Below are 24,314 nucleotides of genomic sequence, written 5' to 3' on the forward strand. Positions count from 1 at the left end.
TTAATCTACCAGTTCAATGTGTTCGATCATGGCTGCCATGCCGTAGTCTTCGATCACGTAGGCATCATTGGACGATTCGTAGTTTTCAATACGATCGCGTTTTGGATTTTCAATCACGTGGCGGCGGCGTGCACCTTCCTGAAAGTAAATGGAGAGGTTATCGAAGCGCGTGATCAGGATGGCGTTGGCCGGGAAGAATGGCACAGTGACAGCCTGCAGCCCGCCGATGCGCTTTTGGCTGATGACGACGTCTGCAGCCAGTGTTTCGACGTTGCCCTGCTGCTTATTGACCAGCGGGAAGTATTTATCGTGCATCAGCTCGCGGCCAACGATGGCAACCAGTTGGGTATCGTCGCGGAACCATGGATCGATCATGGTGATGGCATCGAACACGGCGGCATCCAGATTGGCATAGTCGCCACCGTTACCCACTTTGACGGTGCCTGGTGTTTTGCCGGATCCCAGTACGCGTTGCGGTGCTTTTTCGCGCATGACTTGCAGCCAGCCTTTGTTCACGTCTTGCAGCATGGGGTTGGCTGCCAGATCTGTGTTGGCGGCAACGGAGGTGCCGTTAAAGCCGATAACGATGCGGTCCAGTGCCTGGCGGCGCAGAATAACGTCGCGAATGCGTGTCTGGAAGTCAGCAAACTTTGCCCAGGCATCCAGTTTGGCATACGGGATATGGGTGTCGAAATCGGTTTTAACGCACTTATATTTGTCGTTGCTGAGTTCGCTCAGATCACGCGTTTGGCGTTCTGTCTGATTGGTATCGGTGCGGCCTGCAATGGGGCCGGTGATGCCGAGCTTCAGCTTTTCACCTTCCATTTCGGTGACGCCGATGATGTTGATTTTGCTGAGAAACTCGCTGGATTCCTGAATTTTGGTTTCGAGGGTTTGCTGTACTGAGGGTTCGACGGCAAAGGTTTTTGTGACGTCTGCTACGCCATTGAGTTCGCCAAGGCGGGTTAACAGGGCGTTATAGGCTTTGCGGGTGGTGTTTTTCATTGCGCTTTTCTCCGGGATTCTGCTTGCGAATTGGGTTGCGTTGCTGCCTGTCTGTGAATCAGCAGTCTGTTTGCTGAGTACCGTTGCCACCTGTGGATGGTGGCCGCTGGTGGTGGTTTTCCGGTTCGTTTTCGAGCTGCTGTTTCAGGCTGGCGAACTCGGTTGACATGGTGTTGAGCGATTCCTGCAATGCGCTGATCTGCGCTGTTGCTTCGCTGAATCGGGCTTCCTGTTGTTCGGTGTGCTCTAACAACGATTCCACTGCCTGGGTGATGTCGTTAAAGCGTTCGTCATCGACGCGGGATTTGCTGCCAAAGCGTTTGAGGAGTTCTTTGACTTTGGTGCTGAGCGTGGTGGTTTCGGTGCTGCTCGGGTCGATCTCATCGAATTCGAGAACCGTTTCTGTGGCTGCTGAAAACAGGTTGTCCGGACTGGCCTTGCGGGTTGCGAATGGATTGACGGAAGGGTTTTGTGCTGCAAATGCGAGCACTTCGGTTCCGAGGCTGGCCGGGCTGTCGGTGACGCCGAGCCCTACCAGATAGGCTTCGCCTGTATCTGCGAATTTTTCATTGATTTCGACGCTGGTATAAATTTTTTGCCGCGCTTTGGTCATAGCAACCAGATCCGGCGTTGGTTCAATCTGGGCAAACAGGGCCAGTTTTTTTGCGCCGTCGATCGTGATTTCTTCTGCTTTGACTGCGGTGACATCGCCATAGGCGCGGAAGGTGCTGTCTGGCATGGTGCCGCGAATATGTTCGAGCCAGATCCGGGCGCCATACTTTGCCGGATCAAAGTTTTTGGCCATTTGTTCGATCCAGTTGCGAGCAATGACGCGGCCGTCGGTGGTTGCGCCCTCAACCGCTACGCGAAAAAATTTGGATTTGTATTTTTTGGACATGATGTATTAGCGGAGTTCGCACACGTGATGGGAAATGAAGTCCACATGGTCGACTTTGGTGCCGGATGCATCAACGAGTGAGGGGTTGTTAAAAATCTTATCAACTCGCTAAATCTGACGCCGCGCGCGCGAAGCCCCTACGCTGGCGGCATGATTGAAAATGACGAATCCCTTGTGCTGGAAGATGAAGCAGATGCACCGCTGTCACCGGTGCATCCGGTACCGGAGTCTGCACCTGATGAGCCGGTAACGGATGCGCGCCGCGCTGCCCGTGCCTTGTACTGGCAAGGCTGGCGGGTTTCTTCAATTGCCCGCCATTTGGGGATCAAGCGCAGTACGGTGCAGAGCTGGTGTGATCGGGATAAGTGGGATAAGGCGTCTGTCATTGAGAAGATTGAGACGGCGCTGGATGCGCGGCTGGTTCAGTTGATCGCCAAGGAGGTAAAAACCGGCGGTGACTTCAAGGAAATTGATTTGCTGACGCGTCAGGTGGTGCAGATGGCGCGGGTACGGCGTTATGAGGCGCCGGGTGGTAATGAGGTTGATCTGAATCCCAGACTGGCAAACCGGAATGCGGGCCCGAAGCGTAAGCCGGTGCGGAATGATTTCAGCGAGGAGCAGCGGGATCAGTTGCTGGAGGCTTTCCGCGATTCGCTGTTTGATTATCAGAAAATCTGGTTGCGCAACGGGCATCAGCGAACCCGTGTGATTCTGAAATCAAGGCAGATTGGTGCGACCTGGTATTTTGCCCGGGAGGCGCTGGCGGATGCGTTTGAAACCGGCCGTAATCAGATCTTTCTGTCTGCATCGAAAGCGCAGGCGCATGTGTTTAAGCAGTACATCACGCAGTTTGCGAAAGATGCTGCCGGCATTGAGTTATCTGGTGATCCGATTGTGTTGCCGAACGGGGCGCATTTGTATTTTCTGGGTACCAATGCGCGTACTGCGCAGGGTTACCACGGGAATTTCTATTTCGATGAATTTTTCTGGACGCATAAGTTTCAGGAGCTGAATAAAGTTGCGTCTGGTATGGCGCTGCATAAGCAGTGGCGTAAAACCTATTTTTCGACCCCTTCCAGCATTACGCATGAAGCCTATTCGTTCTGGACAGGCGATCTCTTCAATAAGCGCAGACCGAAAAAAGATCAGGTGAGCATTGATGTCAGCCACGGGAAACTGCAGAGCGGCTTTACCGGTGAGGACAAGATCTGGCGCCAGATTGTGACGATTATGGATGCGGAGCGCGGCGGTTGTAATTTGTTCGACATCGATGAGCTGCGCACTTACGAGTACAGCCCGGACCAGTTCGATAACTTGTTGATGTGCAATTTTATCGATGACACGGAGTCGGTTTTTCCGCTGAGTGATTTGCAGAAGTGCATGGTGGATGCGTGGGTGGACTGGACTGACTTTAAGCCATTTACGACCCGGCCTTATGGTGATAACCCGATCTGGATTGGTTATGACCCGGCACTGACGGGCGATAGTGCCGGGCTGGTGATTGTGGCACCACCAAAGGTTGCGGGCGGTAAGTTCAGGGTTCTGGAGCGGCTGCAGTTCCGGGGCATGGATTTTACTTCGCAGGCAGAGGCAATACGTCAGGCGACGATTCGCTATCACGTGGCATTTATCGGCATTGATGCAACGGGTTTGGGTGAAGGTGTGTTCCAGCTGGTGCGTAACTTCTTCCCGGGCGTGACCAATATCAAATATGACCCTGCGGTGAAAAGCCGGATGGTTCTCAAAGCCAAAGATGTGATCAGTAAGGGGCGCCTCGAGTTCGATGCGGGTGCTACGGATCTGGCGCAGTCGTTTATGGCAATCAAAAAAACGCTGACTGCGAGTGGTCAGCTGGTGACTTACAGGGCCGACCGGAGTGAGGAGACTGGCCATGCTGATCTGGCATGGGCCTGTATGCACGCTTTGGATCATGAACCACTGGACGGTGGTGTTCATAACGGTTCTTCGTTTATGGAGATTTATACATGAATGGCAGTTTGCCTATGGCTTCAGATTCACACGTGCAGGAGCGTGGTGGATCCGGTGCGGCTGCAATGGAGGTGTTCAGCTTTGGGGATCCGGTACCGGTACTGGATCGCGCTGAAATTCTGGATTACATCGAGAGCTGGTCTAACGGGCGTTATTACGAGCCACCGGTCAGTTTTGACGGTTTGGCGCGGTCTTTCCGGGCGAGTGTTCATCACAGTTCTGCGATTTACGCCAAGCGTAATTTGCTGGCATCGACGTTTGTTCCGCACCGCTTATTGAGCAGGGATGATTTCAGCCGGTTTGCGCTGGATTTTCTGGTGTTCGGGAATGCTTATCTGGAGCACAAACGAAACCGGCTGCAGGGTTCTCTGAAGCTTTGCCCTGCCCTGGCGAAGTATATGCGGCGCCGGGTGTCTGATCTGAATGCTTATCTGTATGTGTATGGCTGGAAAGAGGAGCATGAATTTGCCCCCGGTTCTGTCTTTCATCTGGTCGAGGCTGATATCAATCAGGAGATTTATGGCTTACCGGAGTATCTGAGTGCCTTGCATTCTGCCTGGCTGAATGAGGCGGCAACGCTTTTCAGAAGGAAGTATTACCAGAACGGGAGCCATGCGGGTTTCATTTTGTATATGACTGACGCCGCACAGAATCAGACAGATGTGGATGCGATGCGTGAGGCGCTGAAGCAAAGTAAGGGGCCGGGCAATTTCCGCAATGTGTTTATGTATGCGCCGAATGGTAAGAAAGACGGGATCCAGTTAATTCCGGTTTCTGAGGTGGCCGCGAAGGATGAATTTTTCAATATCAAGGGGGTTACCCGCGACGACATGCTGGCCGCGCATCGTGTGCCGCCGCAGTTGCTTGGGCTGGTTCCTAACAATACCGGCGGTTTCGGCGCTGTCGAGCCTGCCGCCCGGGTATTCATTCAAAACGAGCTGGAGCCATTGCAAGCCCGATTCATGCAGGTCAATGAATGGCTGGGTGAAGAGGTAATCCGGTTTGATTCTTCCAAACTCTTGCAAACTGTCGGAGCAGGCAAATGAGCGACCACGCAGACCAGGCTGAACAAAATATCGAAACCTTCCTTCACTCTGCCATCGCCAACGCCCGCCGACACAGCCCGCTACAGAGTGACGGACACTGCGTGTTCTGCGATGAGGCTGTCGCTATCAACCAGTTGTTCTGTTGCAGGGAATGCCGGGATGATTATGATAAGGAGCAGCGGGCTTTGAGGATTGCTGGCGGGTTGTAAGGCAACTCTGAGGAAGAAATTTTCCAGCGCAAACGTTACCGGACTTAATTGACAACATCGTTTGTCTTTCCAAAGTTTCGTTGATTTTACGTCACCTTTGAGGAACTAAATCTCAGGGGAAGCTCAACTTGGCTAATTTAAAAGTAAGAAACCCGACTGCCCACGTTTTTGATTTTGAGACGAAACACATACTGCCCCGTTTTTCCTTCGCTTTCATATGGTAAGGCGAGCGCAAATTCTGTGCCGATCAAATCAGATAAATCCTTAATTTCTTTGGGTGCTTCACCGTTTTTGCGCCAGCTACAAGTATTGAATATAGTTAATTTATCAAACTTAGGGTAAGGATCTATCCAGCGGTTCTCTGTTGGATTGATCTCTATAGGTGTGACAGGGGCAAGCTTTGTAACACGTTTATCTTCTTTACTGATGAGACCAGTCAATATTCCATTCAGTGGAAGTGCTGATAAAGTTTGGGAATCTCGGCCAACACATTTTAATTCGTCGAACCGAAAACGAATAGTTTTGTTAGATTGATTGTGGATAATCCAATTAGAAAAATGACTGCTCAATCTTATTTGCATGGAAAGTGCATCCATCTTCATAGACATTATTGGGAACAAAAGTGAGGAATCTTTGATAACATTATCATCGATTGAAACCGTTTGTATCGGACTTTTTGAGTCTTGCGTGTAATGATCTACTTCGCCTTCAAAATGTATATCGACGACGCTAGTACCATTGCAACCGACTAAGAACGTACCGATAAAAACAAAATGAAGTATCCATCTTAATTTTTGCTTCAGTGTAAACATAATTTATTGCCTTTGGTAAAGTTTGGGATTAAGGGCTACCGCAAAACCATGAAAATATAGTTTCACATAAAAAGCTACCAATGGCATCTAATAGACTACTACAGTTACCCCTACAGTCTCCAGGCGTTCCAAACATGCATTCTAAATGGCTGAATTGACTAACGCAATTATCGTGACCAAAGCATTCACTAGTCCAAACTTGGCCTAAGGGACCTTCGCACCCTATTCCGCATCGTCCACAACATTCCAACGGGTCGCTACAATTACCTCCGGAAGCTGTTAAAGCACTGCCCGCTGGGCTACTCGACTTCAAACAACTAGGTGCTGCAGCTAGTTTGGATGCATGAGCAGGTTTGATGGAGCTCAATACATCAAAAAAACCGGATTTATGTAAGGAAAACATTTTATTAGAAATAATGCATTTTCCTGATACGGAGCAATTGTCTTGTAATGATTTAATTTTGTCGGCGGGGACTAATTGATCTAGATGATCAATGCCATTGTATTGGCTAGTAATGAGTTCCAGTGCGGTGCGAATACCGCCTAAAGGTACTTTGAATTTTTCAACCTCTGGAGTGCTTGCATTCGTTTCCAATACTAGATAAATAGCTGCGATACCATCCATAGTGGCAATGCCTTCATCGCTACGCATAAAAGTTCTTAATTTTTTTAAGTGATGTGACTGAAATCGTTTATTTTTACGACCGAAGGCAATGACTTCCATTAAATCGGTTCCTGCAACCAATAATTTATTTTTTCCATCTACTGCTTTTGTTTCAACTAATACTTCAATTTTTCGGCTCGTTGGGTTGTAATGGGACACACGAAGTTGAAATTTATTTTTTCCTGCATCGATGGAGCGAAAGTAAATTTTCTTACCATCAATGCTTTCATAGATCGTTTCTAATCCTTGCTTTACATCGTATTTGCTATAGCTCAGTTTGTAGCCAGGTGCAAATGATTTTTGCTGTAATTGGGTTTGTAGATCTTGCTCAGTTAATGTGGAATTAAAACTGACATTGGCAATTTGTTGCGCGTTGACGTTATTTAAGACTGCAAATAAGCTAGAAATAAAAAATATAAAATAAAAAAATGTGAAACTCCTAGGTTTTTTCATTCTTAAACTCCTTAAATTTTTTTTGAATGAGGTGTATTTTTCATTGAGTGATAAATGAAAAAATATACTAACCATGGATTTTAGACATTTCATCAATTAACTCAAACTAATATTATTTTATTTGCATTTTTGTTACATGAAAGCCACAAATTCTTCGCAATCGCATTGCACATGCGCACAAAAAAGTGCACATGATAGTTTATTGCATATATTTTCATTTACGATTTGTCTTCATATCTTAAAAATTTTTTTAGTTGATGTATTCGCTGATGCATCAAGCGATTCGCAATATCGTCTTCACTATTTTTAATACACCCGCCTGTGCGAAGGCGAGCAACTCATAGAACAGTTTGCCCTACATCGTCTGCCCTTTTTTAATATTTTCTCGACTGACCTCATCAAGTGGAATTTCACTCCGCACAAGTAGGGGAACTGACGAGTCGCTAAATAAGTCGATTCATCGAGATGAGCTTCCCTCGGTATTTAGCTCACCATCAGGTGAATGTTATGCAGCGAGATTCTCTTAAATTTGTTTCTTTATCCAGTCTTCCAGAACCGGGATAGTTCCATTTCTTCTGGCGTGATGATCTTTGCGCCGGCACCTTTTAATTCACCTTACGATGCTGCTTTGAGCCAGTTACACGGTTGCTGCCAACTTGAGCTTCCCTCGGTATTTAGTTCACCATCAGAACGTCCCCTCGATGCGCCCCGTAGCATTTGTTGCTTTTATGCAACTTTATCGCATTTTCCAGGCTTTTCATCCCCGGCGCGCAGTCGCCCCCCCACCTCGCCTGCCCGCTAAATAGGGTTGTTTTCACTCAGTTTTGCGTCACCGCGCAAACATAGTGCCTGATTAGCTTCACACCGGTTTTTCCACACCAAAAAAGTGACGCAAATTAACGCAGCCAAACCCATTTTCTTGGGCACTGGGTATCCCGGCTCTGGAAGGAGATTTCAGATCATGGTCGGGAAAAAGGTAACCTCAGTAACCGACCATGCAAAGGCACGATAAGTCATTGATTTATAAGGGCTTGCATAGTTACCTTCAAATGGTAATCACAGGTAACTGAAAAGGTAATCTTTTGCCAAGCCTTTGATTTAAAAGGAAATTACATCTGCTCAAAATTACTATTTACTGGGGTAACCTAGTTACTTCTGTATTACCTTTAAGTTACCTTTTATCAAACAGCATTAAACCCTTATGCAACAAAGACTTAGGTTCACTTTCAAAATGATAGTTACCCATGTTACCTTTTTCCCGAGGGGTACTTAATTTTAAAAAATGTCCTGTTTTTGATGCAAAAACGCCTGATGCGTGATATCCTCGCGCCCTTAAATTATTTGGGGTTGTTAGTGGGTATGTGTCTCGAGTCGAAGCAGTTTGCCTCTGAGACTATCTGTACAGATGTGGGACTGATGCGCGATCGAGAATTAACACGCGCTGTCTACAATGTAAGGTGCGTGCCCCCGCAACCAAATCTCTCTTCAGCGTGCGTCCGCACCAACTCAAACAATACTCTTAACACCAACAGGAAATTTTTCTGATGGCGGATTATTGCGTTTTGCGTGATGCGCAGGCTGATTCGTAACCAGGCTGACACGGGTAAATGAAAGATCACAAAGACAACGCGACACTGGAGTTGCCGGGCTTTGAGCTCCCGCTACCCTTTGATCTGCCTGATCAGAAAAAAATAGTTCCGGCAGGACGCAAGCCGCGTCGCCGTCAGGAACAACTGAATCTGCTCGAAGAACTGGGTCCTACCGACATCACCGGCCTGCCCGCATGGATCAAAGATGAATCTCTGGACGACACCGGCTTACCGGTCTGGCGATCTGAAGACGACGAACAGGATCAGTAAGCCGGATTCCGGCAATGCCACGATCCGGAAATCCCTTAAAAGCAAAAAGCCCGCAATTCAGCGGGCTTTTTTATTATTTCCCGCCGTAAAGACGGGACGTTTGCCAATCAACGCACCAGCGGCTTAATCACTGACCACTGACGGCGAGACACCGGCAATTTCTCGGCGCAACCAGCGACCAGCACTTGCCAGCCTTCAGAAACTTTTTCGTCACCATTCGGACGGCTGACCGACTGAACAACCTTTTCGACGCCCGCAATCGCACTGCGACGCACCAGTGCATTACGGTGCACGCGCACGAAACGATCCGGGAATTCTGCTTCCAGCGAAGTCAGCGAATCTTCAATCAGGTAAGAGCGGAAAGGCGTATGAAGAGATACATACTTCTGATCCGCTTTCATGAACAACACTTCGGAGACAGGCACCATTACCACACGACCACGCTCCATAATAGAGAAGCTGGTACGCGCAGGACGGCGATCATCCGAACCATTGATTTCCGGCTGCGGCAAACGTGCACGCACACGGCGCAAGGATTCCAGCAAACGGCTGGCACGCACCGGTTTTAACAGGTAATCGGTTGCCTGCACCTCAAACGCTGGCAATGCAAATTCTTCATATGCGGTGATATAAATGATTTGCGGACGATCACCTTCGCCGGAAGCGGCACGCAAGGCCTTGGCGAATTCAATACCAGTCATGACCGGCATCTGCACATCCAGCAGAATGACATCAGGTTTTACCGATTGCATCAGGCGCAAGGCCTCTTGCGCATCACCGGTCTCGGCCACGACTTCGTGGGGAAATTCATGTGCAATGTCATCCAGCAAGGTGTGCAAACGCACACGTGCAGGGGCTTCGTCATCCACAATCGCTATTTTGAACATTTGCTCAGTTTTCATTTTTTCGCCGGGAAATACAGTTTTACTACAAATTCTGAATTCAGCGCCTCACTGGTCATCCCTGCCTCAACATCGTATAACAAAGACAGTCTTTGTCGGATATTGTCTAGTGCAATCTGATTACCGGACGCTGCATAACCAGGCGTATGCTGCGGATTTTTAACAGTGACATCAACTTTATTTAAACTTTTTTTCAAATGTATCGAAACGGTTGCAACTTGTAACGAAGGCTCGACACCGTAATGCACGGCATTTTCGATTAACGGCTGCAATAACAGCGCAGGTACTTGTATCTCCCTGATATCTGCATCAGTCAGTCCGGTAATCTGCCAGTCTGTTTGCAAGCGCTCTCCGAGACGCACGCTTTCGATTGCCAGATATTGTTTGCAAAGCTGCAATTCATCTTCCAGAGAAATCATAATGCGCGCATCGCGCATCAGTGCGCGGAACAGATCGGACAGATCTTCCAGCACCCGCTCAGCACGACGCGGATCTTGCCGGATCAGTGATAACACAGTATTCAGACTATTAAACAGGAAATGCGGCCGGATGCGGGCTTGCAAAGCCTGCAATCTGGCTTCCGCCAGTACCGGTGAGTAAGCGCGGGTGCGTAATTCGAAATAACGCTGCAGCGCCATGCCTGTTACAAATACAGTCGCCATGACTGGCAAGCGCTGAAAACGCGGATAAATCACGTCCAGCACATCAATCATGCGAAACAATTCCGCCACCAGCCAGATCAGTATGGCGGGCACCATGCCGCACGACAAACGCTGCAACCACGGATGCAAACCTGCTTTCGGCATGACGGTGCGCAGCTTGCACAGAATCAGCACCGAACCCAGCACCACCGGCACCATCAGCGCCACTGCTTCCGCGAAATTTTGCAGGAGCAGCAATCCGGTTTCGCCGCGCGCCGCCAGAATCAGAAACAAACCGCCACTGACCGCCGCCAGAATGCGGAAAAGCACGCCGGCATTGCAACAATCCGGAATGAAGGCTTCTAACACCGGGGTATTTTCTGTTTTCCGCATAGCAAAAAAGGGCTGATTATCTGAGGGAATTATGCGCCATTGCTTTATAATCGTATGGAAATTTCCGACAAAAACGCAGTAATCTACGGCGAATGAGCAACATGACATCACAATTCCAGAAAAAAAGCGAAGCCTGGTCGGCACGCTTTTCCGAACCGGTTTCCGATCTCGTCAAACGTTATACAGCTTCTGTTTTTTTCGATAACCGCATGGCGGAAGTCGATATTCAGGGTTCTTTAGCCCATGCAGAAATGCTGTGCGCGCAAGGCATCATCACAACACAGGATCATGCAGATATCCAGCGCGGAATGGCGCAGATTCTTGACGAAATCCGCAACGGTCAGTTCACCTGGTTGCTGGATCTGGAAGATGTGCATCTGAATATCGAAAAACGTCTGACCGAACTGGTAGGCGATGCCGGCAAACGCCTGCACACCGGCCGTTCGCGTAATGATCAGGTCGCAACGGATATCCGTTTGTATCTGCGCGGCGCGATTGATCAGATCGTTGGCTTACTGAAAGATTTACGCGCTGCGCTGATTAATCTGGCAGAACAAAATACCGATACCATTCTGCCGGGCTTCACTCATATGCAGGTAGCGCAGCCGATTACCTTCGGTCACCACATGCTGGCGTATGTGGAAATGTTCAGTCGCGATACTGAACGTTTGCTCGATTGCCGTAAACGCGTGAACCGCCTGCCGCTGGGTGCAGCGGCGCTGGCTGGCACGACCTTTCCGATTGACCGTGAACGTGTTGCCGCCACACTGGGCTTCGATGCGGTGTGCTACAACTCGCTGGATGCGGTGTCTGACCGCGATTTCGCGATTGAATTCTGTGCTGCAGCTGCGCTGATCATGACGCATATTTCGCGTATGTCGGAAGAGCTGATTATCTGGATGAGTCCGCGCGTAGGCTTCATCGATATGGCAGACCGTTTCTGCACTGGCTCGTCGATCATGCCGCAAAAGAAAAATCCGGACGTACCGGAACTGGCGCGTGGCAAAACCGGTCGCGTGAATGGTCATCTGATCGCCCTGCTGACCCTGATGAAAGGCCAGCCGCTGGCGTACAACAAAGACAATCAGGAAGACAAAGAACCGCTGTTCGACACCGTGGACACACTGGTCGACACGCTGCGTATTTTTGCCGATCTGGCTACCGGTATTCGTGTCAAACCGGATGCGATGCGCGCCGCTGCATTCCAGGGCTATGCCACGGCAACCGATCTGGCCGACTATCTGGTCAAAAAAGGTCTGCCTTTCCGTGATGCGCATGAAGCTGTGGCGCATGCAGTGCGTACCTGCGTTGAGAAAAACTGCGATCTCAGCGAATTGCCGCTGGCAGAACTGCAGGCTTACTCGGCACTGATCGGTGACGATGTGTTTGAAGTGCTGACACTGGAAGGCTCGGTTGCTGCACGTAATCATGTTGGCGGTACCGCGCCGGAACAAGTGCGCCTGGCGATTGCCCGCGCCCGCGCAGCCCTGAACTGATCGCTGTTTCTGCTGAAAAGACGAAAGCCACCTGCGGGTGGCTTTTTGTTTGGCAAGCAGTAGTCAGAATCAGCCTGCGCTCGGGAATATTCAAAAACCCGGTTTGAGCTGGCAAAAATGACCCAAATGCGGTGTTCTGCATAGCGATCCGGCGGTCGTCGGCAGAAAGTCCGGCTCTCCGGAAATGACAAATGCGGATAGCTGCACAATACGACCCGGCATTTCAGGCAGATACGCCAGTCTCAGGCGGCTTACAGACAAACGCTTGCATGGCCTTCAGTGTGTCGGCAAACATGGCGGCAGGCGGACAATCCAATTGCAACAGTTCGCCACTGACCGGATGCTGCAAGCTCATCGCAGTGCATGCCAGCATCAGCCGGTGACAATCAAAATGCTCGCGGAAATAGCGGTTATACGCACCGCGTCCGTAACGCACATCACCAATCAGCGGATGAAAAATATGCTTGAAGTGACGGCGTATCTGGTGCTGGCGTCCGGTTTCAGGAAACACATTCACCAGCGAAAAACGGCTGACCGGATAACGCTCGATCAGCGCCGGAATTTCAAAGCATTGCACACGTTCATAGCGGGTTTGCGCGCTTTGTTTTTCTTCGGTGGTCGCATCGTCATAATCATCTTCCACCCGCCCCAACGCATGATCGATATAACCCTGTGCCTGCACAAAACCACGTACTAAGGCCTGATACTGCTTATGAATGCGCTGCTCTGCGAATTGCAGCGTCAGATGCTGCGCCGTTTCCTTTTTCAACGCCATCAGCAATATGCCGGAGGTCGGTTTATCGAGCCGGTGCACCGGATACACATACTGCCCGATCTGATCACGCACGATCTGCAAAGCGAAACGGGTTTCGTGACGATCAATTTCACTGCGATGCACCAGCAAACCGGAAGGCTTGTGTACTGCAATCAGGTATTCATCGCGATAAATCACATCCAGCGTTTCGGCTGCGGTTTCTGCGGGAGTTTCTGCGGGAGTTTCAGCATTCACGGACATCATCAGCACACCCATTTACTTATCATTTATTTGCTTAATAAACCAATTCAGAAAATCCAGCTTCTGAAAAGCACAACGCGTCCGCTGCGGGACGCGTTGTCGGAAAACCTTCAGGCTGCAGCAGGGTTTAACTACCCGCCACCATCATTTCTTCAATCAGAATCGAGCCGGTTTCTTTGTTGCCGCGTATCAGTGTATCGTTACCGATGCCCGCGATTTGCATGTACATACTGCGCAGATTTCCGGCAATCGTCACTTCCTCAACTGGATACTGAATCACGCCGTTTTCCACCCAGTAACCGGATGCGCCGCGCGAATAATCGCCGCTGACATAATTCACGCCCTGCCCCATCAGTTCCGTCACCAGCAAGCCAGTACCCATTTTGCGCAGCATGCCTTCGAAGGTATCTGCTTTACGGGTCAGCTTAGAAGCGAAGCGCAGGTTATGCGAACCACCGGCATTACCGGTAGTGGTCATCCCCAGTTTGCGGGCGGAATACGAAGACAGGAAATAGCCTTGCAGCACGCCGTCTTTGACCAGATCACGCTTTTGCGTACGCACGCCTTCGTCATCGAAAGGCGCAGAGCCGGAGCCGCCGATTACATGCGGATCTTCGATCACGCTGATGTGTTCCGGGAAAATCTGTGTACCGAGCGAATCCAGCAGGAATGTCGACTTGCGGTACAGCGCCGTACCCGCCGTTGCCTGCACCAGTGAACCGAGCAAACCTGCTGCCAGCGGCGCTTCAAATAACACCGGACACTTGCGTGTATCCAGCTTGCGGCCATTCAGACGCGCCAGTGCGCGTTCAGCGGCGTAACGGCCGATATCTTCGGGCGCTGCCAGTTTTTTCGGATTACGTTGCGAGGAATACCAGTCGTCGCGCTGCATTTTTGCGCCGCGACCTGCAATCGGACAAACAGAAATCGTATGACGCGAGACCGGATAACCACCGACAAAACCACGCGAATTTGCATGCACGAAATGCGACTGCTGCAAATGCACGCCTGCGCCTTCGCTATTGGTGATGCGCTTATCGACGGCAAATGCTGCGTTTTCTGCGCGCAGCGCGATTTCCATCGCTTCTTCTGCAGAAATTTTCCACGGATAACAGAGCTTCAGATCGCGCGGACTGGTTTCCATCAATGCTTCATCCGGCAAACCGGCGCAGTCATCTTCTGCGGTGAAACGCGCAATGTTGTAAGCAGCATCCACCGTATCGCGCAGCGACTGCAGCGAAAAATCAGAAGTGCTGGCATTGCCGCGACGCTGTCCCAGATACACCGTTACACCGATTCCCTTGTCACGGTTTTGTTCGATGGTTTCTACTTTCCCTTTACGCACACCAACCGACAGGCCTTCGCCTTCACTGATTTCCACCGCGGCGTCGCTTGCGCCTTTTTCGCGTGCGAACTGCAACACATCAGCGGCGATTTGCTTTAACTGTTCCTGCGTGTGGGTAAATACGGGTTTGCTCATAAGCGGAAGTTTCTGGTTGTAAGAGAAAAGACAGAGATTACCAAAACAATATCAATATTGCCGGACAGCGTGCTGGCGGGCGGGTCTGCGTTATCTTGCCGTACGCCGGATTTTGCGATCTTTTTCAGGGACTTACGGCCTTGCGGCAGCCCAAAATCGCATCTATCCTCAGTAAAACGGTTATCATAGCAGCCGTTTCAATGAGTTTATATAGTAAAGGCGCTGAATTATGCCAAATCCGAACCGTGGCTCCTGCGGATTCCAGTCCAATGAGTTTGAGCAAGAGTACGACCGTCCGTCCAAATCCCAGTTAAAGCGCGAAATGGATGCCCTGCAAAAGCTGGGCGGCGAGCTGGTTGACCAGCCGCGTGACCGCGTTAAACGTGTGCCTATGCCAGAAGATGTGCGCGACGCAATTCTGGAATGCCAGAAAATCAAAAATCATGAAGGCCGCCGTCGTCAGATGCAATACGTCGGTAAGAAAATGCGTTCGCTGACTGAAGAAGAAGTTGCGACTATCCAGCGCACCATCGACAGCTGGAAAGGCAGCTCCAAAGCAGAAACCGCGCTGATGCATTCTCTGGAACGCCGCCGCGACCTGCTGCTGACTGATGAAAATACGCTGACCACACTGCTGTCTGATTATCCTGAACTGGATGCGCAGCAAATGCGCACGCTGATCCGTAACGCGCGCAAAGAACAAGCCGAAAGCAAACCGCCAAAAGCGTATCGTGAAATTTTCCAGATTCTGAAACAGTGCGCACATCAGGCTGCACTGGATGCCAAAGCGGCTGCTGATGCAGCGGCCGGCGATGATGACGAGGAAGACGATGAGTGATGGTCTGACCGAACGCGCTTTGCGCATCGGTCTGGTCTCGGTGTCAGACCGCGCTTCGTCCGGCACCTATCAGGATCAGGGCATTCCCGCGCTGCGCGAATGGCTCGCCAGCGCACTAAGCTCCCCGTTTGAAATCCACGATCGCCTGATTCCGGATGAACGCGCGCAAATCGAAGCCACGCTGGTTGATTTGTGCGACAACCTGCACTGCGATCTGATTCTGACGACCGGTGGCACCGGCCCTGCGCGGCGCGATGTGACACCGGAAGCCACGCTGGCCATCGGCACCAAAGAAATGCCGGGTTTCGGCGAGCAAATGCGCCAGATCAGTCTGCGCTTTGTGCCGACCGCGATTTTGTCGCGTCAGGTGGCGGTGATCCGTGAAACGGATACGCATGCTGCACTGATCATGAATTTGCCGGGTCAGCCAAAATCCATCCGCGAAACGCTGCAAGGATTGCGCGATGCCGATGGCAAAGTCATTGTGCCGGGCATTTTCGCGGCCGTGCCTTACTGCATCGATCTGATCGGCGGCCCGTATGCGGAAACACGCAGCGAAGTCTGCGCGGCGTTCCGTCCGAAATCGGCCATCCGTCCAGCCAAACCTGTCTGAACAGGCGGGCTGCTCTGCCGGATCTGAATACATGCCTGCATCACCGAATCGTCGCACCACGACCAAAGCCTTGCTGGCACTGACGCTGGCAAGCGGTGGTGTTGCCGCAGCGGCGTATGCGGGCATTTCTGCGACTGCAAACTCCACTTCACAACGAAAGTCACGCTCTATGAGTTCTCTGCTGCACTTTACCGAAGTCGAATCCGGCCAGAATCCGGAATTTTCCATTATCTGGATGCATGGTCTGGGCGATGAAGGCCGCTCCTTCGTTTCTCTGGTCAAAGAACTGGATTTAAGCCGCACCGGCGCAATCCGCTTTATTTTCCCGGATGCACCGATGATGCCAGTAACCATCAATAATGGTTATGTGATGCGCGCCTGGTATGACATTCTGGGCACTGATATTGCACGCCGCGAAGATGAAGCGGGTTTGCGCGTTTCGCAAATCGAAATCGAAAAACTGATCCTGCGCGAAATCCAGCGCGGCATTCCGGCTTCGCGTATTTTCCTCGCCGGTTTCTCTCAGGGTTGCGCCATGACGCTGCAAACCGGTTTGCGTTATCCGGAAAAACTCGCGGGTCTGATCTGCCTGTCCGGTTACATGCCACTGGCGGACAAAATTGCTGCTGAACGCGATGCTGCAAATCAAAGCACACCGGTGTTTCTGGCGCATGGCGTGCATGATCCGGTTGTTCCTCTGCAGCGCGCCGAACAGGCACGTGATCTGCTGAACTCGCTCGGCTACTCTGTTGAATGGCACCAGTATTTCATGCAGCACTCGATGAACATGCAGGAAGTTCAGGATATCTCTGCATGGCTGAACCGCGTCTGCGCGGCAATCCGTCAGGGCTGAGGCTGAGCATCAAATCACTCTGCCGGACAATATAAAAATGCGGATGACTGTGCAGTTATCCGCATTTGTGTTTTACGGACAACCAGACTTTCTGCCGACGACCGCCAGAGTGCTGTGCTGAACTCCGCATTTGGGGCAAATTCGGGCATTTTGGGTGCGCTGACAGCCGCCCGAACCAGCGCTGGCAAGGTGCATCCGTTCATGCAAAAAAACAGGGAGCCTGCGCTCTAATGTCGTTCAGTTAAGCGTGATGTTGCTCATTTTAGGTGTGCGCAATTTTGGCTGCCGCAATGAAAAGGCCACTTCGGAATCATCCAAAGTGGCCTTTTTGTTCCTTAACTGAACAGCATTAGAGCCTTCGCTCCCTGTTTTCGTTTTGTTCAGAAGATTCCCGGCAACCGCATTAACCCGGTTGCTTCAGTACTTCCGGCTGCACTTCCACAGTCTGATCGCCGCTGCTGAACCAGATTTGTCCGTCCTGTATCGTGCATTGCAATTGCATGTTGCGGCTGGCAAATTTTTCCAATGCCTGGCTTTGTTCAGACGGAATATTGATGACCTTGAGCACTTTTGCACGGTCCAGACGGCTGTTCATGGCTTTCCACCAGACATCGCTGGCGGACGCATAGCTGTACACCACCACTCGTTCCGAACGACCGCAGGCTTTCAGCAAACGGCGATCATCCGGCTGGCCGACCTCAACCCATAACTGCACGGCATCGGTATAGTCTTTTTCCCACAGATCCGGTTCTTCACTGTCGGAAATGCCTTTACCGAATTCCAGGCGCTCAGATGCATGCAGCGCAAAGGCCAGCACACGTATCATCACGCGCTCTTCGGTTTCAGACGGATGACGGGCAATCGTCAGGGCATGGGTCGCGTAATAACCGCGGTCCATATCAGAAATAGTCAGTTCTGCTTTATAGATGGTGGATTTAAGTGCCATTATCGAAATACAACTGTTTTATGTCCGTTTAAGAGTATGCGGTGCTCGACAAACCATTTCACTGCGCGCGCCAGCACCACGCACTCCACATCACGCCCGATCGCGGTCAGTTCTTCCGGTGTCATCGCATGATCAACCCGCGCCACATCCTGCTCAATAATGGGCCCTTCATCCAGATCCGTGGTCACAAAATGTGCGGTTGCACCGATCAGTTTGACGCCGCGTTCGTGCGCCTGATAGTAAGGTTTCGCACCCTTAAAGCTGGGCAGGAAAGAATGGTGGATATTGATCGCGCGCCCTTCCAGCGCCTGACACATCGATGCGGACAAAATTTGCATGTACCGCGCCAGCACGACTAATTCTGTCTGATGCTGCGCCAGTACTTCCAGTATCCGCGCTTCCTGTGCCTGCTTTTGTGCATCGTTGGCACCGGCTGGCAAAGGAAAATGATGAAACGGAATATTGTAACTTGCCGCCAGCTGGTAGAAGTCGGTGTGATTGGAAATAATTGCGCAAATCTCCACCGGCAGCAGGCCGCTGCGGTAGCGGAACAGTAAATCATTCAGACAATGCCCGATGCGCGACACCAGCAATACCACGCGCGGCTTATGGTGTGCATCATGCATTTCCCACTTCATTTGCATTGATGCAGCGATGGGGGCGAACTGTTCGCGCAAAGCCGGCAATTCGTGCTCCGGCGTTTCTGCAGCAAAGTGAATACGCATAAAGTAGGTATCTGATTGCAGATCGCCGTATTGCGCGGAATCCAGAATATTGCAGCCCTGCTCCACCAGAAATCCCGAAACGCGGTGCACAATGCCGCGCTGATCCGGACAAGACAAAGTTAAGATAAATTCCTGTTGCATAAAATCCTGTTCTGACAAATACGTCTTATTCCACTGAAAAGTCAAAACTGTACCTGATTTTGCGCACTGATTCGAATTTTCTTCAGATTCAAACGCTCTTCGCAGCGCAATATACCCGGCGCTGCATTTCAGCGTATGCGTTCCGGAATCGCCTTTCCAATAGTTCTGCGCATCACCTGCCGCGGGCCACCCGCCTCAATTACCAGTCGTTTTATCCTGCCCGGGTACGGAATCGCCGATACCTTTAATCGGGCAAACATTTCCATTAAGAAACATTATTCATATGCTTACATTTCACACCTTGTCTGCGTTAAAAGAAGCTGGCAAGACGACCGGAAAGAAAAATCCTCGTAAGACCAAATATTGTTTTACAGAAATTTTTTCTTATTTCTGAATTGTTTGCATGCCCTGCGGGCAAATAAAAAAGTTCTGTAAATCAATGATTTCCATAAGGAAATCTCATATTTCAAATGCGCATGCGGCATTCTGCACAGATCCAACAACCAAATATGCGTTAGAGGAAAGCCTCCAAACGGAATTTTATTTACCAAATTCCAGCAAAAAAATTCCGTTCTGCCTTTTTATTCACACAACGAATTTCCGTCATTTCTCAAATGCATATCTCTTTTTTACAACAAGATTGTTTCACCAGTATTAATAATTAGTCGTTTTGTTACATCAATTCCTTACAAACCGGCAACTTCGCACACTTTTTTCAGATTTTTTACAAAACCGCTTTGACTTTCCCCTTCGCTTCCACAAATATACCAATCGTATATTTTACGAATATCGGCAACACAGCTGATAACGAAGACAGATGAACTCTGTATCCGCTATCAGATTTCCACTGATGGAATGCCAGTACCTGCATGAAAACTGCATCAGGCACAGCAAACCTGAAAGGAGAACGAAAGGCTTTTATACGCAAAATATATTTAAAGGAGGTGCACAAAGGGAATGCAAATCACACCCCGGACACGAGCCTGCAGGTTAGCGGTGCAGGAACATACGGGGGAGCCTTCACAGGCGACATAACAAAAAGTCAGTACCTGACATTGAAATAGCAGTACGAAATCTCTCACCTTAGTAAGGAGAACTCAGTGAGTACAAGTAACCGTTTCGTTCCAAACACACGTCTGCTGGCCGTATCAGCAGCGGTGATTTCTGTTTTCGCCACATACAGCGCAGAAGCGTTCGCGGCAGGTCAGCACGATAAAGAAATGCGCGGTCTCAGAAAATCTGGCTCGATGGAGTCCATGGTTTTCGGTCAGCATCATCAGCACAAAGCACTGAGCCCGGCAGAACGTATGCCGAAACAAGCCAGCGTCGCAACCACTGCCAAAGTGGACTACAGCAAAAAGCAAACTGCTACCCTGCAACGCCCTTCCCTGCTGAAAGCCAATCTGTCTGTCGCTGAAAAAGCTTCAGCACCGAAAGGCGTCAGCAAATCTGCCGTCGCCGCATGTGACCGTGCAGCTTTTGCATCCTCCACCGGTTCTACACTGGTCAATCTGATCAAATCTTCCAGCACTGACTGTATCAACGATTTGTTCGGTGTTTCCGGTTCGCAAGCAGCTTCCATCTTCAAAGAAAGCCAGATGGTTTCTGTTGCCAATGCGTTCCGTACAGCAGCAGCATCTTACGATGGTACAAATTCCAGCAGCATTGAACAGTTAGTCATGTTCCTGCGCGCTGGTTATTACGTTCAGTGGTATGACACTTCCGTCGGCACTTACGGTTCTTCGCTGACCACAGCGATTCAGGGCGCACTGGATGCATTCTCTTCGAATGCAAATTTCGGCCTGATCAATGACGTACACGGTGAAATTCTGGGTGAAGTTGTGACACTGGTTGACAGCTCCAGCCAGAACGCACGTTACCTGAACAGCATCGTTAAACGCGTTCTGACACTGAACAGCAGCTACCTGAACTACTGGTGGATGCGTGGTGCAGTGAACAATGCATTTACCGTATTGTTCCGTGGTCATCAGAACACTGACTTCCAGACACTGGTGAAATCGGATACATCGATCGTCGATACGCTGTATAACTTCATGAACACCAACTGGAATCAACTGGGTACAGACAATTCTTACCTGGTATCCAATGCTGCACGTGAAATGGGCCGTTTCCTGCAATATGCTGAAGGCAGCTCACTGAAGAGCGTCGCGAAATCCCGCGTTAAAGCAATGCTGGATCGCAGCACGATCACTGGTCCGACAGGCGCAGTATGGGTTGGCCTCGGCGAAATGATCGACTACTACGACAAAGCCAACTGCAGCTACTACAACATGTGTGACTTCCAGACCAAACTGGATGCCACAATTCTGCCAATCAAATACAACTGTTCTCCGACTCTGCGTCTGAAAGCACAGTCTCTGACAACAGCGCAATTGCAGGAAGCATGTAATATCGTTGGTGGTGAAGAAGGTTACTTCCATCAGCAAGTTCAGTCCGGCAACGTACCTGTTGCGAATGACAACAATACCCAGCTGGAAATGGTCATCTTCAGCAGCAGTGCTGACTACGGCAATTACGCTGGCTCGCTGTACGGTATCGACACCAACAACGGCGGTATGTATCTGGAAGGTGATCCTTCTGCTGCAGGCAATCAGCCACGCTTCATTGCTTACCAGGCTGAATGGATGCTGCCGAAATTCGAAATCTGGAATCTGACACATGAATACATCCACTATCTGGATGGCCGTTTCGATATGTACGGTGACTTCAACGCATCGATCTCTGTTCCGAAAACAATCTGGTGGGTAGAAGGTTTTGCTGAGTATATTTCTTACTCTTACCGCAAACTGGATTACACCGATGCAAAAACGCAGGCAGCAAGCGGCGCATACCGTCTGAGCGATATTTTCGCAAATGACTATAACTCCGGTCAGACACGTGTTTACAACTGGGGCTACCTGGCTGTTCGCTACATGTTTGAGAAACAGCGCGGCAAAGTTTCTTCGATTCTGGGTTACTTCCGTCCGGGCAATTACACTGGCTTCACAGGTTACATGAACAGCATCGGTACCTCGCTGGATTCCGATTTTGCGAACTGGCTGCCATGTGTGAACAATGCATCTCTGCCACAATGTACCGGTGCAACACCTCCGGTCAACAGCGCGCCGGTTGCAGCATTTAACAGCAGCGCAAATGGTCTGACCGTAGCATTTACTGATGCATCCACTGACAGCGACGGCACGATTGCATCCCGCAGCTGGAACTTCGGTGACGGTACAACATCGACTGCAGCAAACCCAAGCAAAACTTACTCTGCCGCTGGTACTTACACAGTGACACTGAAAGTAACGGACAATGCCGGTGCAAGCACTACCATCAGCAAAACTGTGACTGTCAGCGCGACGCAAACGAACAAACCACCGGTTGCTGCTTTCAACAGCACAGCAAGTGGTCTGACTGTGAACTTCACTGATGCATCTACCGATGCAGATGGCACGATTGCTTCCCGCAGCTGGAACTTTGGTGACGGCACAACTTCCACCGCAGCGAATCCAAGCAAAACTTACGCTGCAGCAGGTACTTATACTGTGACACTGACAGTAAAAGACAATGCAGGTGCAAGCACCACCGTCAGCAAAACCGTGACTGTGACTGCAGGTACAACCAATAAACCACCGGTTGCTGCTTTCACTAACACTGTTTCCGGTCTGACAGCGACCTTCACCGATGGCTCTACTGATGCAGACGGCACGATCGCGTCCCGTAGCTGGAACTTCGGCGACGGTACAACATCGACTGCAGCAAATCCAAGCAAAACTTACACTGCAGCAGGCACATACACTGTGACGCTGACAGTGAAAGACAATGCTGGTGCAACTGCAACCGTGTCTAAATCGGTGACTGTGACTTCCGGTGGCGGCAGCTTGCCAGAATGTACAGGCAGCGCTGAAGTGCTGGGTAAAAACTGCACACGCAGCAACCTGAGCGCAACAGCCGGTAACTATGTCTACATGTACATCAACGTACCTGCAGGCACACCGAAACTGACCATCACAACATCCGGCGGTACTGGCAATGCAGATCTGTTTGTCAGCACACTGGGTACATGGGCAACCCGTGATTACTACAACTACGGTTCTTACACCAGCGGCAACAACGAATCTGTTGTGATCAACAATCCGCCAGCTGGTTATGTATTCGTCAGTCTGTACGCAACCACCAACTTCTCCGGCGTGAAGGTCACTACTCAGTACTGATCCTGAACTCCCGATAAGTTCCTGGCCTGACGATCGTCAGGCCACTGCAAAACATAAAGCCGCCGTAGCAATACGGCGGCTTTATTGTTTCAGACGAACTGAAGCTATTCAAAAATGATGTCCCGCCGGGATGTTCATGAGCGTCTGGCTCAGATTCAGGATGGGTACGGTCTGTGGTTTGAACAGCGACGCTATCCGTCGCCGGACACATCAGGATGATGCAGCTATCGTCATTTCCGTTTCTGCGAGGCCCGGACTTTCTGCCGACGACCGCCGAATCGCTGTGCTGAACTCCGCATTCAGGGCAAAATCAGGCTTGCTGATGGCTCATCAGCGAAGATTGCGGAGCCAGCCAAGACCGGCAGAGGTATTCCCTTGCGGACGATACTCACAACCGACCCAGCCGCTGTACGCCAGTTCATCCATTCGCTGAAATAAAAACGGATAATGAATTTCGCCGGTATCCGGTTCATGCCGCCCTGGATAACCTGCCAGCTGTACGTGCGCAATCTGCCCGTACTCACGCGCCAGCCCCTCCTGCAGCCAGTGACTGAGACTGCCTTCTGTGCGCTGACAATGGTAAATATCGAACTGCACTGCTAATGCGGGATGCTTCAGTTCAGCACAAATCTCTGCTGCCTGCGCCTGATAGCGCAAAAAATAGCCCGGCATATCGGCATGATTAATCGGCTCAATCAGAATGCGGCATCCGGCTTGTGCAGCGAGATCGGCGGCGTAGCTCAGATTATTCAGATAGGTGTTCCGGTACGCCAGCGCATCTGCGCCGTCAGGCAGGATACCCGCCATCACATGAATCAGCCGGTTGCCCAGCACCTGCGCATAGTTCAGCGCCAGCGCAATACCTTCACGAAATTCAGCCTCTCTGCCCGGCAGTGCCGCCAGTCCGCGCTCACCGCCATCCCAGTCGCCGGGCGGCGCATTGAATAAAACTTGCTGCAAACCATGCTGTTGCAGCAACGCCTTCAGCTCTTCCGGCTGCCATGTGTAAGGAAACAAATATTCCACACCCTGAAAGCCATCCGCTGCCGCCGCAGCAAACCGTTCTGTGAACGGCACTTCGTTGTACATCATGCTCAGATTCGCTGCAAACTTCGGCAT

The 24,314-nt window shown here is 50.6% G+C and carries 20 protein-coding genes; 9 read left to right on the plus strand and 11 right to left on the minus strand.

Annotated elements, in window-relative coordinates:
• Together KDM89_RS11175 and KDM89_RS11180 are read right to left on the minus strand one after the other, a co-directional pair.
• The gene (locus KDM89_RS11175; RefSeq protein ID WP_212688012.1) at positions 1-1,005 is read right to left on the minus strand and encodes a phage major capsid protein, P2 family; all 1,005 of its coding nucleotides are present in this window, start codon (positions 1,003-1,005) and stop codon (positions 1-3) included.
• 58 nt (positions 1,006-1,063) lie between these two features.
• Positions 1,064-1,903: a GPO family capsid scaffolding protein gene (locus KDM89_RS11180; protein WP_212688013.1), complete on the minus strand. Its 840-nt coding sequence runs from the start codon at positions 1,901-1,903 to the stop codon at positions 1,064-1,066.
• A 150-nt stretch (positions 1,904-2,053) separates the two neighbouring features.
• Between KDM89_RS11180 and KDM89_RS11185 the strand changes: the two genes are divergently transcribed.
• The 3 genes from KDM89_RS11185 to KDM89_RS11195 are packed head-to-tail and all read left to right on the plus strand — an operon-like array spanning position 2,054 to position 5,147.
• On the plus strand, positions 2,054-3,892 hold the full coding sequence (locus tag KDM89_RS11185) for a terminase ATPase subunit family protein (protein ID WP_212688014.1): 1,839 nt from the start codon (positions 2,054-2,056) through the stop codon (positions 3,890-3,892).
• Between the two features lie 14 nt (positions 3,893-3,906).
• Complete coding sequence (locus KDM89_RS11190; RefSeq protein WP_230427818.1) at positions 3,907-4,938, plus strand: phage portal protein; 1,032 nt, start codon at positions 3,907-3,909, stop codon at positions 4,936-4,938.
• Entirely contained in the window at positions 4,935-5,147 is a 213-nt protein-coding gene (locus KDM89_RS11195; protein WP_212688016.1) for a DUF2116 family Zn-ribbon domain-containing protein, read from the plus strand. Before KDM89_RS11190 ends, KDM89_RS11195 begins: the two co-directional genes overlap by 4 nt.
• Positions 5,148-5,284: 137 nt before the next feature.
• On the opposite strand, the gene KDM89_RS11200 is transcribed toward KDM89_RS11195, so the two are convergent.
• Positions 5,285-5,959: a hypothetical protein gene (locus KDM89_RS11200; protein ID WP_212688017.1), complete on the minus strand. Its 675-nt coding sequence runs from the start codon at positions 5,957-5,959 to the stop codon at positions 5,285-5,287.
• A 28-nt stretch (positions 5,960-5,987) separates the two neighbouring features.
• A complete protein-coding gene (locus KDM89_RS11205; protein ID WP_212688018.1) occupies positions 5,988-7,076 on the minus strand; it encodes a hypothetical protein in 1,089 nt (362 codons plus the stop codon).
• A gap of 1,607 nt (positions 7,077-8,683) precedes the next feature.
• Between KDM89_RS11205 and KDM89_RS11210 the strand changes: the two genes are divergently transcribed.
• Positions 8,684-8,935 carry a hypothetical protein gene (locus tag KDM89_RS11210; RefSeq protein ID WP_212688019.1) on the plus strand — a complete coding sequence of 84 codons (252 nt, stop codon included), beginning with the start codon at positions 8,684-8,686 and terminating at the stop codon, positions 8,933-8,935.
• A 107-nt stretch (positions 8,936-9,042) separates the two neighbouring features.
• Here KDM89_RS11210 and KDM89_RS11215 read toward each other — a convergent pair whose 3' ends face one another.
• Positions 9,043-9,837, minus strand: coding sequence for a LytR/AlgR family response regulator transcription factor (locus tag KDM89_RS11215; protein WP_230427811.1), 795 nt, complete (start codon positions 9,835-9,837; stop codon positions 9,043-9,045).
• Positions 9,834-10,871, minus strand: a complete 1,038-nt coding sequence (locus KDM89_RS11220; RefSeq protein ID WP_212688020.1) for a sensor histidine kinase — start codon at positions 10,869-10,871, stop codon at positions 9,834-9,836. Before KDM89_RS11220 ends, KDM89_RS11215 begins: the two co-directional genes overlap by 4 nt.
• 101 nt (positions 10,872-10,972) lie before the next feature.
• On the opposite strand from KDM89_RS11220, the gene argH reads away from it, so the two are divergent.
• Positions 10,973-12,367 (plus strand): argininosuccinate lyase, encoded by a 1,395-nt coding sequence (gene argH, locus KDM89_RS11225; protein WP_212688021.1) that lies wholly within the window; start codon positions 10,973-10,975, stop codon positions 12,365-12,367.
• Positions 12,368-12,590: 223 nt separating this feature from the next.
• Here the strand turns inward: argH and KDM89_RS11230 are convergent, their stop codons facing one another.
• A complete protein-coding gene (locus KDM89_RS11230) occupies positions 12,591-13,397 on the minus strand; it encodes a pseudouridine synthase (protein WP_212688022.1) in 807 nt (268 codons plus the stop codon).
• 112 nt (positions 13,398-13,509) lie between these two features.
• Positions 13,510-14,862: a metalloprotease PmbA gene (pmbA, locus tag KDM89_RS11235; protein WP_212688023.1), complete on the minus strand. Its 1,353-nt coding sequence runs from the start codon at positions 14,860-14,862 to the stop codon at positions 13,510-13,512.
• 229 nt (positions 14,863-15,091) lie between these two features.
• Between pmbA and yjgA the strand changes: the two genes are divergently transcribed.
• The 3 genes from yjgA to KDM89_RS11250 all read left to right on the plus strand — a co-directional run bounded on the left by yjgA (position 15,092) and on the right by KDM89_RS11250 (position 17,166).
• Complete coding sequence (gene yjgA, locus KDM89_RS11240) at positions 15,092-15,700, plus strand: ribosome biogenesis factor YjgA (protein WP_212688024.1); 609 nt, start codon at positions 15,092-15,094, stop codon at positions 15,698-15,700.
• The gene (mog, locus tag KDM89_RS11245) at positions 15,693-16,313 is read left to right on the plus strand and encodes a molybdopterin adenylyltransferase (RefSeq protein ID WP_230427812.1); all 621 of its coding nucleotides are present in this window, start codon (positions 15,693-15,695) and stop codon (positions 16,311-16,313) included. Before yjgA ends, mog begins: the two co-directional genes overlap by 8 nt.
• 169 nt (positions 16,314-16,482) lie before the next feature.
• Positions 16,483-17,166, plus strand: a complete 684-nt coding sequence (locus tag KDM89_RS11250) for an alpha/beta hydrolase (RefSeq protein WP_212688084.1) — start codon at positions 16,483-16,485, stop codon at positions 17,164-17,166.
• 403 nt (positions 17,167-17,569) lie between these two features.
• On the opposite strand, the gene KDM89_RS11255 is transcribed toward KDM89_RS11250, so the two are convergent.
• Together KDM89_RS11255 and purU are read right to left on the minus strand one after the other, a co-directional pair.
• Complete coding sequence (locus tag KDM89_RS11255) at positions 17,570-18,112, minus strand: YaeQ family protein (RefSeq protein WP_212688025.1); 543 nt, start codon at positions 18,110-18,112, stop codon at positions 17,570-17,572.
• A complete protein-coding gene (gene purU / locus KDM89_RS11260) occupies positions 18,112-18,978 on the minus strand; it encodes a formyltetrahydrofolate deformylase (protein WP_212688026.1) in 867 nt (288 codons plus the stop codon). The genes KDM89_RS11255 and purU overlap by 1 nt, the downstream gene beginning before the upstream one ends.
• Positions 18,979-20,078: 1,100 nt before the next feature.
• Between purU and KDM89_RS11265 the strand changes: the two genes are divergently transcribed.
• Positions 20,079-23,195, plus strand: a complete 3,117-nt coding sequence (locus tag KDM89_RS11265) for a collagenase (protein ID WP_212688027.1) — start codon at positions 20,079-20,081, stop codon at positions 23,193-23,195.
• Between the two features lie 330 nt (positions 23,196-23,525).
• On the opposite strand, the gene otnI is transcribed toward KDM89_RS11265, so the two are convergent.
• A complete protein-coding gene (gene otnI, locus KDM89_RS11270) occupies positions 23,526-24,314 on the minus strand; it encodes a 2-oxo-tetronate isomerase (protein ID WP_212688028.1) in 789 nt (262 codons plus the stop codon).

The organism is Cognatundibacterium luofuense (assembly GCF_018139685.1).
Lineage (GTDB): Bacteria > Pseudomonadota > Gammaproteobacteria > Burkholderiales > Burkholderiaceae_D > Undibacterium > Undibacterium luofuense.